Origin of the sequence: Mobiluncus mulieris (genome assembly GCF_014204735.1) — a bacterium.
In the GTDB taxonomy this organism is placed as follows: Bacteria; Actinomycetota; Actinomycetes; order Actinomycetales; family Actinomycetaceae; genus Mobiluncus; species Mobiluncus mulieris.
Genome location: NZ_JACHMA010000001.1, coordinates 1,545,908 through 1,562,838 on the forward strand (window position 1 = coordinate 1,545,908; position 16,931 = coordinate 1,562,838).

The window sequence follows — 16,931 nt, forward strand, 5'->3', positions numbered from 1 at the left end:
ACCGCGTGGCTGGCTCTGACCGTATTGATACGGCCTTGAAGATTTGGGACTCCCAAACTACTTGGAGCAACACCGTGATTTTGGCGCGTGCGGATGCGTATCCCGATGCTTTGGGTGCCGCGCCGCTGGCAAAACTGTTGAAAGCCCCCGTCATCCTCACCCAACCCGGCAGCCTCCCCGCGAGCGTGAAAGCGAAGTTATCCGCGAAGCAGACTAAGAAGGTTATTATTCTGGGCGGCACTGGAGCCGTGTCTTCCGCCGTAGAGACAGAGATTACCGGTTTGGGTATCACCACAGAACGCATCGCCGGGGTAAACCGCTACCAGACATCCTTGAAGATTGCCCAGCAGACTATCGCCTTGTCCGGCGGGAAGGCGCTGCCCTTGTTGGTGGCTACGGGTAGAAACTTCCCTGACGCGTTGGCTGCGGGGGCAGCCGCCGCCCATACCGGGGCGGGTTTCCTCTTGGCAGACACTCCCCTATCCCCCGAAACTTTGACTTTAATACAAGCCGCGCCCTCCGTGACCGCGATTGGCGGACCAGCGGAGCGGACTTTGAGTCAGGCTGGGGTGCAGCACGCGAGTATTGCGGGTAAGGACAGGTTTGATACCGCTGCCCAGATTGCCGCTAAATTCTTCCCCGCCCCTAAAGGTGCCTATATTGCTACCGGCGTGGACTTCCCCGACGCTTTGGCGGCCTCGGCAGCAGCGGGCTTGAACGGCACGCCGATACTCTTGACCCAACCCCAGGCTCTACCCTCGACAACCAAAGCCTGGCTCGACGCTAACAAGTCACTCACCGCCACCACTATTATCGGCGGCACCGGGGCGGTATCCCCCGAGGCCGTGAAACAAATCAGCGGCGAGACCACCCCAACCCCAGACAAAAACAAAGACAAGAAAGACAAAGACAAGCCCTCCACCAGTAGCAGCGGCTCTAGCGGCGGATACAGCGGATTCAGCGGCGGCAGCAGCTCCTCCGGCAGCGGCGGCAGCTCGGGTGGCGGTTCCACCCCGGCGCCAAAACCAACCGAAACCACTACCCCCACACCCACCCCCAGCACTAGCCCCACACCCAGCCCGAGCAGTTCTCCAGCTCCTGGCAATACAGAGGAGCCAGTAACTGTTCCCACCAACTCCGGGCTACGAAAATGTTTGTACAGCGAGAAAAAAACAGAGGCCGGGGAATGGTGGTTGTCTTTTGATGATTTGAACAACAAATTCGATACAGTTGAAGCTATATCCTGTAGGGGAATTATTGAAAATATCGATGGCGTAAAAGTTTTCGTAAACGCTCACGACTTGTCATTTCTTGACGCTTCGATAAAAAGTCTTCCCAAAGAAATCGGCCAACTCCAAAACCTCCAAGCCCTCAACCTGGGAGAAAACCAGTTGACCAGCCTCCCCAAAGAAATCGGCCAACTCCAAAACCTCCACACCCTCAACCTGGGGGGCAACCAGTTGACCAGCATTCCCACAGAAATCCTCCAACTCCAAAACCTCCAAGCCCTCAACCTGGGAGAAAACCAGTTGACCAGTTTTCCCAAAGAAATCCTCCAACTCCAAAACCTCCAACACCTCAGCCTGGGGGACAACAAGTTGACCAGCATTCCCACAGAAATCAGCCAACTCAAAAACCTCCAAACCCTCTACCTGTGGAAAAACCAGTTGACCAGTTTTCCCAAAGAAATCAGCCAACTCCAAAACCTCCAACACCTCTACCTGTGGAAAAACCAGTTGACCAGCATTCCCAAAGAAATCAGACAACTCCAAAACCTCCAAACCCTCAACCTGTGGAGAAACCAGTTGACCAGTTTTCCCACAGAAATCCTCCAACTCCAAAACCTCCAACACCTCGTCCTTAGGGACAACAAGTTGACCAGCATTCCCAAAGAAATCGGCCAACTCCAAAACCTCACATCCCTCGACCTGGCGGGCAACAAGTTGACCAGCATCCCCAAAGAAATCAGACAACTCCAAAACCTCCAAACCCTCAACCTGTGGAGAAACCAGTTGACCAGTTTTCCCACAGAAATCCTCCAACTCCAAAACCTCCAACACCTCAGCCTGGGGGACAACAAGTTGACCAGCATTCCCACAGAAATCAGCCAACTCAAAAACCTCCAATACCTCTACCTGGAGGACAACAAGTTGACCAGCATTCCCAAAGAAATCAGCCAACTCCAAAACCTCCAATACCTCAACCTGCAGGACAACAAGTTGAAAGCTGAGTTATGGAATCTGCCTAAGGGATGCCATGTGAATGGTGCCATAAACTGCAACGCAGATGGTGCGCAGTGCAAATCACCAAAACCGAGTAACTAGGGCTTGGCTGGCGAAAATAACTGAATAGGAATGGTTTTGGTCTGGGTGCGGGGTACCCAGACCAAAACCTTTTCCCGCGCAAACGGCCCGCATTCACTTGACCGCACGCCCCGAACCCCGTTTTCAGGCCGGGTATCAAGGCAATATAGCCCGGCATCCCGGATGGCACCTCATGAACCCGGAACGAAACCCACCACGGTATAAGGGGCGGCAAAACCGCAGAACATCAACAACCTCGGTCAGTGCGGCTCTAGTGAAGGACTCAGCATAAGCGTGCGCATTATATGGAAACAGCGACACGGTGACGTTTTTTGTTGTACTCATCGAGCATTCGCAAGGTGACATCAGAGTCATCGCTGGGGTTTTGCGTGGCAAAGTCGCGAATCTCGCCCAAAAGCGCGGGGGTAAGAGTCACATCATGGTTGAAAACCTCGCGCATCAGCGAACAGACCAGAGAATCATCCCACTCGGCGTAGGTATAGTCATCCAGAACAAAAAAACCTCGACTCGGGAGCCTGATTTATGATGAAACATGGCAAACGCCCCCGAGAGACTCATCCCCCGCCGGGTCGTCAAATTTGGTTTCATCCCAGTCTTCCCACATGGTTTCATCCTACCTTATTTTTGTCGCTTTTGACTGACTTTGCACGGTTTCCCGTTCTTCCAGGCTCGTACTCCTGGCTCTTCCACCAGATACAAATGGATTTCTTTGCCAACACTGACGAAGTCACCAAAATCATATTCACTCTTGATATGCACCCCGAGATACGTTCCGTTGAACCTTAGGTTGGTTCCGTTGATTGCTGGATTGGTTTGTATCACATGATAAAAAGACCTCGCACACAGTTTCCACAGTCCAGTCGGCAGGAAACTCCGTGTGGAACTTCTTCCCACCGCCATTCTTCAAAGCATCTTGGATATGACCACCGCTGACACGTTTAGTTTTTGAATCTCTTTTCCCGTAGCAAATAAACCTTAAGATTTCCTCGGTGAGCACCGGCATAGGATAGCGCCCGTCGTGATTCCACGGCGGCAAACCCCACCACAGGCCGAAACCAAACCTGCCTTAAAGCATGGTTCAACCAATAACCCTAGATAAAACTAACGTACAAGCATTATACACTATTTACTATAGTCAAACAATATATACCATACTTAAAATGGGAACGGGATCTTAAAACTGCGATCATGAAGACCTTTACCCCGCGTAACAAATTCAGGAGATTTTGACGGTAGGGGGCGATTTTCGCACCTGGTGTACCCGGTTTTTCCTGGATTTTTCACCAGCATTCTGGGGAGGGTGGCAGAAATACCGGGAAAATGGGGGTGAGGCTCAAATATATCGAGCCTCCACCACAAATACCCCCGAATTTCTGCCACCAGCTCCGGTAACAGCTCCGGTAACGACCCGATTGGGCGCCGCGATTCTCTAAATCCGGGAAAGATAAATTAAACTGGGCAAAAACGTCTAAGGCTGGATAAAAACTTATGGAAACACTTACGAAAACAAACCAAGGCTTCGATTTTTGCCGAATCTGGGGAAACTTTGATTTCCTGGGGATTATCAAGGGAATCGACGCGGTTTTATGGGGGCCGTTCGTCCTGATTCCCCTGCTGCTGGGCTGCGGACTGTGGCTGACCGTGCGCCTGGGCGGCATCCAGTTCCGCAAACTACTGCCAGCCTTGCACCTGGCCTTTGTCCGCCGGGACGAAGCAGACCCGCAAGATGGCGCCAGTACGGCAGTCAGCCCGGAATCCGGGCAGGCACCTCATGAAACGGACGCTACCAAAACGCCGACGACCCGACCCGCGCCTCATGAACTCGACTACTCCCCCACCGCCACCGGGGAAATCCCCGCCCTCACCGCCACCAGCGGCATCCCCATCGTCAACACCATCGAAGGTGACATTTCGCACTACCAGGCCCTGACCACCGCGCTGGCCGCGACCGTGGGCGTGGGCAATATCGCCGGGGTGGCCACCGCAATCCACCTGGGCGGGCCGGGTGCCGTGTTCTGGATGTGGGTCACCGGGCTGGTCGGCATGGCCTCAAAGTATTCCGAGGCCTTCCTGGCGGTGCGTTTCCGCAAGAAAGACGCCAACGGCGAGATGAACGGCGGGCCGCAGCACTACCTGCAATACGTCACCAAAAACCGGCGGCTCGGCAAGGTTTTGGCGCTGGCTTTCGCGATTTTCATGATTGTGGCCTCGCTGGGAACCGGGAACCTGACCCAAGCAAACTCCCTGGCCACCCAGTTGAATCACTCGTTTGGCATCCACCCGGTGTTGACCGGGTTGTTCCTGTCGGTGCTGGCCGGCGTAGTTTTGTTGGGCGGGGTGAAGTCAATCGGTCGCGTCACCGCCGCTTTCGTACCAATTATGATTATCATTTATGTCGGCGCATCCTTGATTGTGCTGGGATTGAACGCGGCCGCGATTCCCGGCGCGCTGGCTCTGATTGTACGCGACGCGTTTTCCGGCACCGCCGCAACCGGCGGCTTTGTAGGCAGCGCTTTCATAGTGACCCTGCAATACGGGGTGGCACGCGGGATTTTCTCAAACGAATCCGGGATGGGATCCGCCGCGATTGCCGCCGCCGCCGCCCGCACCCGCCAGCCCGTGCGCCAAGGCCTGGTATCCATGACCCAAACATTCATCGACACGATTATCGTGGTTTCCATGACCGCGCTGGTGATTGTGGTAACCGGAGCCTGGAAGTTGTCCGGACCCAACGGGCATGGTTTTGACGGCGCCCCCCTAACCGCCCAGGCCTTTACCATCGGATTCCCGGGTACCCAAGGCCACTGGGTAGTCGCCATTTCCCTGGTATTTTTCGCGTTTTCCACCGTGCTGGGTTGGGCGTATTACGGCGAGCGGTGCATCGAACGCCTGGCCGGGCTGAAAGCCGTGGCGGTCTATCGGATTGTGTTCGCAGTGGTGTTGTTCGTGGGATGCATTTCTTCCATCGAGGTCGCCTGGGTTTTGGCCGACATTTCCAATGCCCTGATGGCGATCCCGAACCTGATTGGGCTGGTACTGGCCTCCGGGCTGATTGCGCGAGAAACCCGGGATTACCTGCGCCGCGACCCGAAATTACGAGCCGCCGGGTAGCTGGGGTGGGCGTGTCGATGTTAACACTGGACAGCGTGAGTGCCCGCTTAATTTTGGGCGCGAAAGGGTTTTTGCCTCGCTGTCGCGCGACTCACGCGAAACGCGTTAACTCGGCTCGCCAAATCTGCTACCGATCCCGCCGCGAACTGTCCGAATTCCTTTAGAGCCTCAGAAACTGCATCCGCTGCATTCTGATCTACATACGACACAATCCCTAACACTGTATCCGCATCCAGCCCGGCGTCAGACGCGAAATCCACCCACTGTGGCTCCCGGATAGCCACGAAACGATATTCTCCACCTATCTGCATCGACGAGGACAAACGCTCGCTCCTCTCGGGGTCAACCTTGTACAGGTACGAGGCCACATCATAAGCGGGAGCAAGCGAACACCCCTTTACAGTTTCGAGCATCGAAAAGTTTTTACCATGAGCATCAGTGCCCGCCACCGCAATGTTGAAAGCCAGCTGCTTTACAAACTCCAACATGTCTTGCACACTCGCATATTTACGTATGGTCCGGGCAATAGCAACAGCAGTTGGCCCCCCATTTTGCTCATATTTATATGCGGGCATACAGCGCAGAATCTGGCAAAAATCCTCCTGGTGAAACCGTTCTACCCCACCATCAGAAGTAACCGCACGGTCGTAGCGTTCGATAACACTAGCCCGCACCCCACCCACCAGCTCAATCGTCTCCACGCTAGCCTTGATACCAAGCCTACGCATCGCCGACAGACACACCGCCTCATTCACATCAGAATAGGCAAAATCACTGGAAATCTGAGGTTTAATAATATGTGTGGAAGGAAAACACCCCTGCGGCAGACACCACCGCCCATCAGGAGCACGATACAACGCGGTCTTGCGCTGCTGACCGGCAAGAGAAAACTTACCGGGGGCATCCTCATCCTGTCCCGCTGAGGCACCCCACACACCCTCCTCGCATGACACATTGCGCATTAAATCTTCTAGTTGGCGCCCGGATAGTGGCACAGCCCGGTCAGGCAGATTCTGTGCAAGCGGACGGCCTGGAGGTGTGAACTGGATAGCCCCAGGCGCGTCTTTACCCATAACCGCCAGCATTCCGAGAACATTCCCACCGGGGATACGATATTCCCTCTCCCAGATAGCCCTGGTCATATTGTTCTCAGGAAGCAAGCCTTCCAGAAATGGCCTAGCGTCATATTCCGGGTGTTGACGAGGCAAACCCAGGGAAATATCCTGCCCATCCCAGGATTCATCGTAGGTGAACGCTATAGTGCGGTCGGCATGAGATTTAAACCTGCCCACCCTATGCCCAAACAGGTATGCGTCTAGTTTCCTAAGCATCGCTATCCGCATCCTCGCTCGTGTAATAGGTAAGATCTTCCACCCCGAGCGCATCAAGTACTTTCAAAGCTGTATCTAAACGCACCGAGGGCGCCCCGGATTCTAGCCGCGTGATAGCTGGACGAGTCACCCCCGCCATATCCGCCAACCGCTGCTGGGTTAACCCGAAAGCCTGACGGTGAAATCTTACTAGCTGCGCGAATTTTGCCGTATCACTAGCAACCACTCGAGTAATAACCGACTTCATATCTTCATGATACGTTATCGATACACAAAGACGCAATAAACCACCCAGGAACCTCCGGTTTTACATCAGCAGGTAGCAGGGATGGTTACAACCGCTACATTGAACGCATCGCCCCCAGTTTCTAACTCTCAGTTCATGAGGCGCTTGCCTGAAAACGTTTACTTGAAACGGGGACATCATCATGGAGACACTGCGGCTAGAAAAGCTCTACCCCGACTTGTTCGAGGGGCTGACCTGACTCGTGCAACTTTTTTAGTTTTCCTGTTTTTAAGGTTTTCAACAGCTGTGCCGCGCCGCGTTCCGCCCAGAATCGCCCTCGCTAGGCTCACAGCAGTAGTAAATGCCCAATTGGCAAGTAGCCAATACGGGAGCCCGTTCATGAGGTGCTTGCCGGGATTCCGGGCGTTTTATTCATTGCAGACACTTGCTATCCGGTAAGTTTTCGGTTTGCGCAGGTCAGGGCGATTTGTGGTTTGGTAGATTGGCTAAATTCCCGGTGCGAGTATCCACTTTTGGCCAGGTCACGGGGATTTAGCTCAAACCTAAATGGCACCTCATGAACCCGAGCCGACCGCGACGCCCCGCCGCCATCATCCGCTAGCCACTCATGAAAAGCCGCTAAAACCCGCCTGACCAGCACACACACCACCCACCTAACACTTTTCAAGATTTCAATACGGCATTATTTTACACTTTTCAGGATTTCAAACCCGGCAATACCGACACTTTTCAGATTTCAGCCTGACTCCGGTGTCGGCACCGTGGCGGGAAACGCCAGATTCTTTGGGTTTGCGGGGAATTTTCCTCGCAAAACGCAGTTTTTTCACTCATTTCTGCCAGCAAACCATGGATCCGAATGAAGGACAGAGTTACTGGCCGATTTTGCTAATCAAATTGTTCAGATCGTCATAGCGGCTGGCCTCGCTGGTGGATCCCAGGCTGACAATCAGGTAATCGTGGCCACTCTTGGCACACAGGATGGCAAGATTGTGGATTTTCCCCAAAGACCCGGTTTTGAGGCCGGCGACTTCCGGGATGTAATAGATGCTTTCCGGGTTGAGCATTTGGTTGGTGTTCACCATCATGAGGTGCTGGCCTGATAGCGGGGCGATTTCATAGCGCTGCGACTTGACGATGTCGCGAATCCACTGGCGTGAAAGGAGTTTTTCGCTTACTGCCGCGATCTCACTTGGCGTACTCACCGCCCTGGGGTCATAGCCACTGGGGTCATTAATCCGGGTATGCGACCAGCCCTGTTTTTTCAGGTATTCAGCCAAATCAGTCATAAACAGGTCAATCCGCTGGTCTGTCCCGGCGGTTCCCGGATGCGTTTTCCCGCCGCAAAACTCCGCCACGGCATAAGCCGCGTCATTGCCGGAAGGTACCAACATCGCAGCTAGCAGATCTTGTAGTCGGTAGGTTCCGGGAACAATCCCCGCGAGCGAGGATCCCGGTTTCGCTTTCGTCAGGGCTTCGCGGCTGACGGACACTTCATCGTTCGGGTCGGCGACAGCCAGGGCATATTCCGCCACAAACAGCTTTGCCAGGCTGGCCGGCGTGATTTCAGTATTTTCCCCGGCCGCCGCGATTCGCTGCTGCGAGGCCTCGTCGATAACAACATAGCCTTTCCCGGTATAAGGCGTACCGTCAATCCCCACGGTTGTCGGTTTGGGGTATATCCAGACCCGGATTACGCCCCGCCCCGCTGGCGTAGCGACCACCCAGGCAAAAATGGCAATCACAACCACCGCGAACACTGCGGTCATCTTTTTGTGTCTGCCCTTCATCAAAACACCTTCTTTTGTTCTATTCACGTTCTATTCACGTTCTATTCACTGCGATTGTTGACCGGTTCGCTGCTGCGACGCAGGGCTGGCACCAACAGGAGCATGGCCAAACCAGCCAGAATCAGCGCCACCAACAGCGCCAGGAAAATAGCGGGAGTGAAGCTCGCTTCGAGCCTGACCGAAAAGATGTGCATCATCACCCATCCCAGGCCGAAACCCAGACTGGCAGAAAGCAGCGCGATTGCTCCCAGCGGCGCGATGGCCTCCACCAGCATCATGCGGGCTAGTTGGCTTACTTTCATCCCGCAAAGCCGCAGTGTCAACAGGGATCGATGCCGCTCCAGCAGTCCCGCATAGGTGGAAACCAGCATCGAAATCACCGCAATCAGCAGCGTCAGCCCCATGCCGATCCACACCAGTGTTGTCATAAGACTGATGAGCCCCACGTCCGTGGTGACGTTCACTTCTGTCGCCACGTTCATGAGTGGCATGGAGAATTCCGGCATAAAGTCCGTGGTGGCCAGTAGGGTACGCAGGCGTTCCAGGGCACGTGAGTCGCGTAGGCTGACCAGCACAGTGTAGGCATCATGCCTGGTTTCGGGCACGTAGTAGCGTTTCACCAACGTGTCAAAATCCGCGCGGTTTTTCGCGGGGATGAGCCGAGAGACCTCGCCGGCACGTGCCCATAAGTTGACGCCCAGTAACCCGGATTTGCAAGGCGTAGCAACGTAGGCGCTCGCAGTCGTACACGGCACCAGACTCCAGGTTCCCCCTACGAAAGGCACGGCTTGGGCTTGAGCCACGTAGGATTGGGCTTGCAGTTGCGCGGCCAGGTGGACGGCTGCGGATTGGTCTGGAATCTCGGATATGGCTACCGCGCCTTGTTTCAGCGGGGTGTGTTCGTGAGCGATGGCATCCAAGACCTTTCCGGTTTGGGAGGTAGCGGTCAGGAAGAACGTGCCCGCAAACAAGGCCAGAATCACGCCGGAAACCGAACGTGAAATCTGGCGGGAATGGGCTGCCACATAGCGCGTACTAATCAGTTCCGGCGCCCGCCGGCAATGTTTTGCAACCACCCAAGCCAACAGCTGGATTACCAGCGGACTTACCAAAATCAGAGCAATCATCATTAAAACCACATCAGCCAGCAGCCAATAGGCGTCAAGGCGTGTCCCCCGGTTCGGTTTCACGCTGACCACCAGATAGATAGCCAGGCCGATAGCCACCGCCATCACCAGGATGCGCACCACACCGGTTTTTCGGGTCACGATTTTTCTGGTTACACGCTGGTGGCGCACCACCCCCAGGGGCGTGGCCACTACCCCGCGCATCCCCTGCGAAGTAGCCAGAACCGTGATGATGATAGTCGCCACAAAAACCAGCGCACACTGCCAAGGCGCGACCGTCAAGTCAGACAGCCACAGGCGCCTGCCAGCCAGCGAAACAGCTCCCAGCCACGGCCGGATTGCGCTAAACACGCCCAAGCCAAGCAGAAAGCCCAGTACCGCCCCCAGCAGGGCTTCGGTCACAAGAATCTGGAGAATCTGGTGGCGCGTAGCACCCACCAGGCGCAAAGCCGCATAGCGCTGTTCCCGCTGGACGCTGCCCAGGGCGGCAGAAATTGCAATCAGCAGCAAAACCGGGAACAGCAACACCACCAGGCCAATCGACAAGACGGCCTGGTTCACTGCGCTGTTTCCGGCCGGCGGCTGCGGGGTGTCAAAGTCTGCCACGTGCACGGCGGTTTTATCCCCAGCGAGATTCTTGCCGATAAACACCAGCAAGTCATCCGGGCCACTGGTCAACTGATACGGTAGCAATCCTTTGTTGACGTGCCCGAAGCGGGTGGTAATCGCCGCTTCCGGGTGCGTGGCCACCAGGCTTTGCACGCCCAGCGACATCAGGTATTCCCCCGGTTGAGGCCACTTTACCCCGAACAAATCGGGCGCGTGCTGGGTTGCTGAAGTGTCCACATAGGCCGCGTGGATTTGTTTACCGTCCACAACGAAGAAGGGGTTGTCAACCAGGCTAATCAACACTGCATCTGTGGCACCAGCTTTGGCATCATTAGTCGCTTGGGATTTGTCCGCGTTGTCGATTGCTCCCTGCCAACGCGTTGCAGTCGTGGAGCCAAAAGCACCCCAAAACGCGGCGAACACCAGTATCAGGAACACACAAAATCCCACTGCCGCACTGACCAAAGCCAAGCGACTCTTGGACTGACGCAACGAACGGCAAGTGAGCATCCAGGCGAGGTACACGGCTATACCTCCACCAAGCCGTCACGCACGATTATTTCACGGTCGGCATAGGCTGCAACGGTAGGTTCATGAGTCACCAGTACCACTGTCAACCCCCGCACGCGCACCAAATCCACCAGCAAGGTCATCACCGTCTCAGAATTCAGGGAATCCAAGGATCCGGTGGGTTCATCGGCGAACAGCACTGCGGGGCGCGGTGCCAAGGCGCGGGCGATAGCGATTCGCTGGGCTTGCCCGCCAGAAAGCTCGCCGGGAAGTGAATCCGCGTGATCTTCCAGGCCTACAGTCGCCAACCATTCGTGAGCCTGGGCATACGCGGTTTTCTTCGCGACCCCGTTCAAAAGCAGTGGCACTGCGATGTTATCCACCGCTGTCAGCTCGGGAACCAGTTGGGAAAACTGGAATACGAAACCGAAATCCGTGCGGCGCAACACCGTGCGCTGCGCATCGCTCAAGCTGGTGAGCTCACGGCCGTTGTAGGACACCGAGCCCGAATCTGGCAGTTCGATTCCTGCCAAGGCGTGTAACAAGGTGGACTTGCCGGAGCCCGAAGGCCCCATAATTGCCAAGATTTCACCGCGCGTTACGTCCAGGGACACGCCACGCAGTGCCGGGGTCAGCCCGTAGGTTTTCTTTAGCTCACGGGCGCAAAGTATCGGGGTTGTCGGCGGGTTCACAGTTGCTCCTTTAGCGCATCCAGACGCGAGGTCGTCAAGGAAATCCAACGCAAATCCGCGTCAATGTGAAAAATCGCCTGGTCTAACAGGAGTTTCTCGGCCAGACTGGCATGCTGTTTACGAGCCGTAAGCTCGCGCATCCGCTGCTGATGGGCTTGGCGCTGGGCTTTCAGATACAGAGCCGCATCCCCATTGATTAACAGGGTCAGCACCGTCTTGAGATACAACTCGGATTGCAGGGTGGGGGAAGGAATCAGCGGCGTGCGCAACCATTCCACCAGTTCTTTTTCGCCACCCGCAGTGACGGCATAGCGGGTGCGTGCGGGTCCGGCTGGGGCTCCGCTGTCGGCGACTTCCATCACCTTGACATCCCGCGCCAAACGCGCCAAGGTGGAATACACCTGTCCCGCCAGGATTGGCTTATCGCCAGCAAAATAGTGGTCGTATAGTTTTTTCAGTTCATAGCCGTAGTTCGGCTCGCGCGTCAACAGTCCCAACAAACCGTATTTCGTTTCCACCACGCCTCCTATACACTCAGTGACTAGCCACAACTATTCACCAAGTGTATAGCTTTACGGCATCGGTTACAACAGGCGGTTTCATGAGGCGCCAGCCGAGTTCGCGGGCGCTTCGCCTAAACCGGCCAGCCATAGCCATTTTCTAACGGCTACGCCGTCTTAGCGACATTTCTTGGGTAACCGGCAGGATTTTGTGTCTTATTTTGGGGTTTTTGGTTGGTATAGCAACGTAAAGTTGGGGTTGGTTAGTTTTTTTTGCTTAAATCGTGACCATGCTTGACATTCCACTGATTTGTGCTTGGTTTATGCCAAGAAAACCAAGCAATAGAAAGTGTCTGACCTGCGGAAAAACCGGGGTAAAGAAAAACGGCACCACTACTAGCGGAGCCATTCGCTGGCGATGTAACAATTGCGGTGCATCGTGGAGTAACATTCGAGATGATATTTCCCATGCTGCTCTGTTTGACAAGTTCGTAAACTGGCTGGTAGGCAAGCAAACACAGAGCCAGGCTAGTCCCACAGGCTCGGATCGTACTTGGCGAGCCAAGATTGAGTGGTGTTGGCGGGTTTCCCCGGTTATCCCGGTGACGGGTGAAATTTATGACTATATCCAGATAGACGGCACTTACCTGCCTTACGGGTGGTGCCTGCTTGTGGCGCAAACACACGGGAAAGTCCTAGCCTGGCAGTGGTGCCAGAAAGAAAACACTGCTGCTTATACCGCACTGCTACAACAATTGACTCCCCCGTTGCTGGTGCTTACCGACGGGGAACGCGGGGGCGCTGCGTGCCATTAGCGAGGTCTGGCCTGATACTGTGGTGCAACGCTGCCTAGTACACGTAAAACGCAATGTTTGTGCCCAGACTACCCGCACACCCCGGCTCGATGCTCATAAAGCCCTGTGGGGTTTAGCCCAGAAACTCGTGAAAATCACGAACCTGCAACAAGCAGACGAATGGACGAACCAGCTACAGCAATTCCACGACCTGTATAGCAAGTGGCTCGGGGAGAAAACCTGGCGCAGTGAGGTTCTCCCCGATAACGTGCCGTCTTGGGTTAGACCAAACCAGGAATGGTGGTACACACACCAAAACACCCGTAAAGCCTACCAGCTCTTAGCAAGCCAGACCCGTAGCGGCACCCTGTTCGCTTTCCTGAACCCTCATCTGCAAACCCAAGCCACTCTGCCGCCACCATCGACTACGAACGCGCTGGAAGGCGGCATAAACACGCAAATCAAAACGCTAATCCGTAACCATCGGGGTCTGTCCGAAGACCACATGAGACGCGCCGTCGAGTGGTGGTGCTACCTACACAGTGAAAATCCCGTTATCCCGCACCTGCTCATCAAGCCTGAACACCTAAAACCCCAGGCCAAACCACAAACCAGAGAACCTAAACCAGGACCCGCACTATGGGATGTCGGCATCGACCTCACCCAAACCGACTACCACCCCGACATCTCCATCCGCAAAGGAACCATACGATAACAACACGCCCGATAAAAACACACAATTTGTCCTTTAACCCACATATGCGCCCTCATGAACGAGCTACCCCAATGGGCTGAGGGTTTACCGATTGATGCAGCCGGGTACGAATGCGGCTTCTATCAGAAGGATTAGTTGATACTCCAGAGCGGGTTCTGCTGCCAGTTTTCTGGAATACCGAGATGTCTCGGTGGTAGTGGCTCAAGAATTGGGTAACTAGCTATCACACTAGGAAGCAGAGCCGCGTCACCGATATTAAGCTTTACGAGCAAGTATTGGACAATTGTGAGCTGACCAAACAGACGGTTCATCACCGGAGCTACAGCATCCAATTCAGGATGTGCCCCAATCTTTGGTAGGCGCGGCTTGAGAGCATAAACCCTGTTAAACATACGCGCATGGTGAGCCGAATAGTTACGCAAAATATTGAGACTTTTCAGCCAGGAACCAAACTGTGCCCCGTTCAAACCCACCCGACCAGCAATCGTCTCGCGCACCGGTATTGGCGCTAGCTGAAACAAGTATGACAGTGAGCCCCAGTCCATCACTTCTACCGCTGCCCAAATCGGCAACTGGCCACCATATTTCTGGTTATGGTGCATCACGAAATCTTCTCGTGACCCCGCTAATTCTTTACGATACCGCTTCAGCCACTGCTCATATTTCACTGACGGGCGCGGTTTTGGTTTCGTCTCATAAGCCACTGGACCGAGCAGCTCTGGATGCAGGTGGGCAAGCGGATCAATACGACCAAGCTCGTGGCCAAGCATAGAGCGCACCGAGAGTTCTATATGCGCGAGCGCACTAAACACTGCTTCCCGCAGCCGCCAATCAAAATCATAGACATCATCAATATCAGCAAGATTCGTACCAGGAATAAACACATCACGGCGCGCACCATCTGCCCCCATCTCACGCCACGAGTACCAATACCCGGAAAGCCGATAATAATTCACTCGTTCCAACAGATGCCGTGCCAACTGATCGGAATCAATCACCATCCCGCGAGAGCGTAACAAGTTAATCTGCTCGCCGTGCGTCTTGAACGCTTTACCGCTCTCGGTAGCGCTCTGCACTTGTCGGCTCTGCTGCGGGCTCACGACGGCACCTCCCTTGAGCCTAGAAACGATGAGGACCGGCCCTGGACCCTCGCGGGCGGAACCGGTCTTGATGCATCAATCATAACCCATATCCCGTTAACAGCCAAGCAAATTTCTCGCCTGTCCTATCAGGTTTTGCCTGCCTATTTTCAAAGTCGTGTTTATATTTCACTCTTCTCAAAGCCCTCCTTGTAGAGGGTCAGCTCATGGCTCTCACCTACAAACTATGGGAAGGAGAGCTAATGACCGGCTCCACACTACAAGTGTTCACCAACAGCCAATTCGGCCAAATCCGCACCATCACTAACGATGGAACCATCATGTTCTGCGGTCGTGACGTCGCGAGCGCGTTGGGATATACAAATCCGAATAAGGCAGTGCAAGACCACTGCAAGGGGGTTCCATTTCGTTACCCCCTTGAAACGTCAGGTGGAATCCAACAAATCCGTTTCATCACTGAAGGGGATGTTTACCGCCTGATCGTCTCAAGTCACCTGCCGGGCGCGCAACGTTTCGAGAGATGGGTGTTTGATGAGGTGCTTCCATCGATTCGTCGGACCGGTTTGTACGCGATCGATGAACTACTCGAAAACGATGAGCTCGAACAAGCCCTCACACGTCTACGTGCCGAGCGTGTCAAGCGTCTTGCTGCCGAGCAGGCTTTACTCGAGGCAGCACCGAAAGTTTCCTACTACGATATCGTGCTGCAGTCACCGTCGTTGATGCCGATTACTGCTATCGCTAAAGACTACGGGCTATCCGCGAAGAAACTTAACCGGCTGTTAGCTGATGAACATATCCAGTTCAAACAGTCAGGCATCTGGTACCTGTATGCCGAGTATGCGAAATGCGGCTACACCCAATCCAAAACCCACTTGCTGGAGAGTGGCAAAACGGTGATGCACACGTATTGGACGCAGAAAGGCCGCCTGTTCATCTATGACTTGCTGAAAAACCGCTGCCACATCCTGCCGGTCATCGAACGACAAGCAGGTGAAAGCAAATGAGCGCACTCCTCGACAACTGCCCTTTGATTAGTGACCTGGAACCGTGGCGCAATTCTAAAGGTTACGCAGACCCCACCGCTTACAAGGCGCTGCGGTGAAACTACTATGGCTAGCGATATGCAACATAGAAGACAAGAGAGCCCGGCAACGCGCGAAGCAAGCCACGAAACCCAGGAAAGAAGGGACACAAACCCCAGGCCGACTCATCGAAGGACAATCCGTGAGTAACTGGCCGAAAGTACTACAAGAACTAGCCCTAAACTACCCCGAAAGATTCCCAACAATATAACAAACCAACCCCCACTTACACAAAAAACTTGACAAGCTTCACGCTGGCAACCAAAGCTGATTCGATCACGTTCTCTACCCCGAGTATTGAGGGCACGATCCTGCGGCGTAACAAACCAGACGCTACCGGCAAGCACCCGTGGAAAGCCGAAGTCACCGAAGGAGCCACCGGCGTCAAGCCAGAAACCATTACTGGCTGGTACACCCAGGTGTATGAGCCTGCAGCTACAACCAGCCCTAAACCGACAAACAACTAGAACAGCAGGTAAGTTATGGCAGCGAAAACCCAAACCAGCCCGACCAGCAGCTCTTTAAAAAGCGCGACAATCACTATCGCAGGCCAAGAATACGAACTCGTCCTCACTACCCGCGCAACCCGCCTGATAGCTCAACGTTACGGAGGTCTAGAACATTTAGGTCAAGCCCTGGAAACTAGCGAAGATATGGATAAGTCACTCGGTGAGGTAATCTGGCTCATCGCCCTGCTCGCTAACCAGTCCGTACAAATACACAACCTCACCCATCCAGACGATAAACGCCCAGAGCTAACCGCAGAAGCAGTAGAGCTACTAACCGTGCCCGCAGATTTAGCTGACTATCGAGAGGCTATCGCCCAGGCACTCCAACGCGGCACCCAGCGAGCAATCATGACCGAGACCCCCAACCCAAAAGGGCAAACCAAGAAAAAGGACACCTAATAGATAGTGACGAGGCAATCTTTACCCGCCTGACCTATATCGGGCTCGCCCACCTGGGACTGACCCGCAGGCAAATCGACCTGACCGTATT

At 54.6% G+C, this 16,931-nt stretch carries 14 protein-coding genes and 2 pseudogenes; 7 read left to right on the forward strand and 9 right to left on the reverse strand.

All coding sequences use genetic code 11. The annotated features are described in order from the left end of the window. The first annotated feature begins 5 nt into the window (after positions 1-5). Positions 6-2,324, forward strand: coding sequence for a cell wall-binding repeat-containing protein (locus tag F4555_RS07020; protein WP_147286474.1), 2,319 nt, complete (start codon positions 6-8; stop codon positions 2,322-2,324). Positions 2,325-2,604: 280 nt separating this feature from the next. Here the strand turns inward: F4555_RS07020 and F4555_RS11260 are convergent, their stop codons facing one another. Further along, positions 2,605-2,739 carry a hypothetical protein gene (locus tag F4555_RS11260; protein WP_255312878.1) on the reverse strand — a complete coding sequence of 45 codons (135 nt, stop codon included), beginning with the start codon at positions 2,737-2,739 and terminating at the stop codon, positions 2,605-2,607. 1,073 nt (positions 2,740-3,812) lie between these two features. Between F4555_RS11260 and F4555_RS07025 the strand changes: the two genes are divergently transcribed. Beyond that, positions 3,813-5,435 (forward strand): alanine/glycine:cation symporter family protein, encoded by a 1,623-nt coding sequence (locus F4555_RS07025; protein ID WP_115325898.1) that lies wholly within the window; start codon positions 3,813-3,815, stop codon positions 5,433-5,435. A 47-nt stretch (positions 5,436-5,482) separates the two neighbouring features. Here the strand turns inward: F4555_RS07025 and F4555_RS07030 are convergent, their stop codons facing one another. The 7 genes from F4555_RS07030 to F4555_RS07060 form a co-directional block, all read right to left on the reverse strand. Beyond that, positions 5,483-6,766, reverse strand: a complete 1,284-nt coding sequence (locus tag F4555_RS07030) for a type II toxin-antitoxin system HipA family toxin (protein WP_004016417.1) — start codon at positions 6,764-6,766, stop codon at positions 5,483-5,485. Then, complete coding sequence (gene relB / locus F4555_RS07035; RefSeq protein WP_004007824.1) at positions 6,759-7,013, reverse strand: type II toxin-antitoxin system RelB family anti-toxin; 255 nt, start codon at positions 7,011-7,013, stop codon at positions 6,759-6,761. The genes F4555_RS07030 and relB overlap by 8 nt, the downstream gene beginning before the upstream one ends. A 427-nt stretch (positions 7,014-7,440) precedes the next feature. After that, positions 7,441-7,680: a hypothetical protein gene (locus F4555_RS10960; RefSeq protein WP_221413550.1), complete on the reverse strand. Its 240-nt coding sequence runs from the start codon at positions 7,678-7,680 to the stop codon at positions 7,441-7,443. A gap of 202 nt (positions 7,681-7,882) precedes the next feature. Next, complete coding sequence (locus F4555_RS07045) at positions 7,883-8,800, reverse strand: D-alanyl-D-alanine carboxypeptidase family protein (protein WP_115325897.1); 918 nt, start codon at positions 8,798-8,800, stop codon at positions 7,883-7,885. Between the two features lie 41 nt (positions 8,801-8,841). Beyond that, the gene (locus F4555_RS07050) at positions 8,842-11,061 is read right to left on the reverse strand and encodes an FtsX-like permease family protein (RefSeq protein WP_255312876.1); all 2,220 of its coding nucleotides are present in this window, start codon (positions 11,059-11,061) and stop codon (positions 8,842-8,844) included. A gap of 2 nt (positions 11,062-11,063) precedes the next feature. Next, positions 11,064-11,738: an ABC transporter ATP-binding protein gene (locus F4555_RS07055; RefSeq protein WP_115325896.1), complete on the reverse strand. Its 675-nt coding sequence runs from the start codon at positions 11,736-11,738 to the stop codon at positions 11,064-11,066. Beyond that, positions 11,735-12,259: a PadR family transcriptional regulator gene (locus F4555_RS07060; protein WP_039885886.1), complete on the reverse strand. Its 525-nt coding sequence runs from the start codon at positions 12,257-12,259 to the stop codon at positions 11,735-11,737. The genes F4555_RS07055 and F4555_RS07060 overlap by 4 nt, the downstream gene beginning before the upstream one ends. 302 nt (positions 12,260-12,561) lie before the next feature. Between F4555_RS07060 and F4555_RS07065 the strand changes: the two are divergent. After that, a pseudogene (locus F4555_RS07065) lies at positions 12,562-13,747 on the forward strand (IS1249 family transposase). A 131-nt stretch (positions 13,748-13,878) separates the two neighbouring features. Here F4555_RS07065 and F4555_RS07070 read toward each other — a convergent pair. Further along, positions 13,879-14,823 carry an Abi family protein gene (locus tag F4555_RS07070; protein ID WP_311768822.1) on the reverse strand — a complete coding sequence of 315 codons (945 nt, stop codon included), beginning with the start codon at positions 14,821-14,823 and terminating at the stop codon, positions 13,879-13,881. A 230-nt stretch (positions 14,824-15,053) separates the two neighbouring features. On the opposite strand from F4555_RS07070, the gene F4555_RS07075 reads away from it, so the two are divergent. The 4 genes and pseudogenes from F4555_RS07075 to F4555_RS07085 all read left to right on the forward strand — a co-directional run bounded on the left by F4555_RS07075 (position 15,054) and on the right by F4555_RS07085 (position 16,840). Then, positions 15,054-15,854, forward strand: a complete 801-nt coding sequence (locus tag F4555_RS07075) for a phage antirepressor (protein ID WP_255312875.1) — start codon at positions 15,054-15,056, stop codon at positions 15,852-15,854. Positions 15,855-15,942: 88 nt separating this feature from the next. Beyond that, positions 15,943-16,143 (forward strand): annotated as a pseudogene (locus tag F4555_RS11265) (IS256 family transposase); the annotation flags it as partial. A gap of 28 nt (positions 16,144-16,171) precedes the next feature. Next, positions 16,172-16,399, forward strand: a complete 228-nt coding sequence (locus tag F4555_RS07080) for a hypothetical protein (RefSeq protein ID WP_004014540.1) — start codon at positions 16,172-16,174, stop codon at positions 16,397-16,399. 15 nt (positions 16,400-16,414) lie between these two features. Then, a complete protein-coding gene (locus F4555_RS07085; RefSeq protein ID WP_004014541.1) occupies positions 16,415-16,840 on the forward strand; it encodes a polysaccharide deacetylase family protein in 426 nt (141 codons plus the stop codon). Positions 16,841-16,931 lie beyond the last annotated feature (91 nt).

Excerpts from the sequence above, each read along its gene's own strand:
- F4555_RS07075 (WP_255312875.1), top strand. The coding sequence starts at position 15,054 with ATGGCTCTCACCTACAAACTATGGGAAGGAGAGCTAATGACCGGCTCC.
- F4555_RS07025 (WP_115325898.1), top strand. The coding sequence starts at position 3,813 with ATGGAAACACTTACGAAAACAAACCAAGGCTTCGATTTTTGCCGAATC.
- F4555_RS07030 (WP_004016417.1), bottom strand. The coding sequence starts at position 6,766 with ATGCTTAGGAAACTAGACGCATACCTGTTTGGGCATAGGGTGGGCAGG.
- relB (WP_004007824.1), bottom strand. The coding sequence starts at position 7,013 with ATGAAGTCGGTTATTACTCGAGTGGTTGCTAGTGATACGGCAAAATTC.
- F4555_RS07085 (WP_004014541.1), top strand. The coding sequence starts at position 16,415 with ATGGCAGCGAAAACCCAAACCAGCCCGACCAGCAGCTCTTTAAAAAGC.
- F4555_RS07045 (WP_115325897.1), bottom strand. The coding sequence starts at position 8,800 with ATGAAGGGCAGACACAAAAAGATGACCGCAGTGTTCGCGGTGGTTGTG.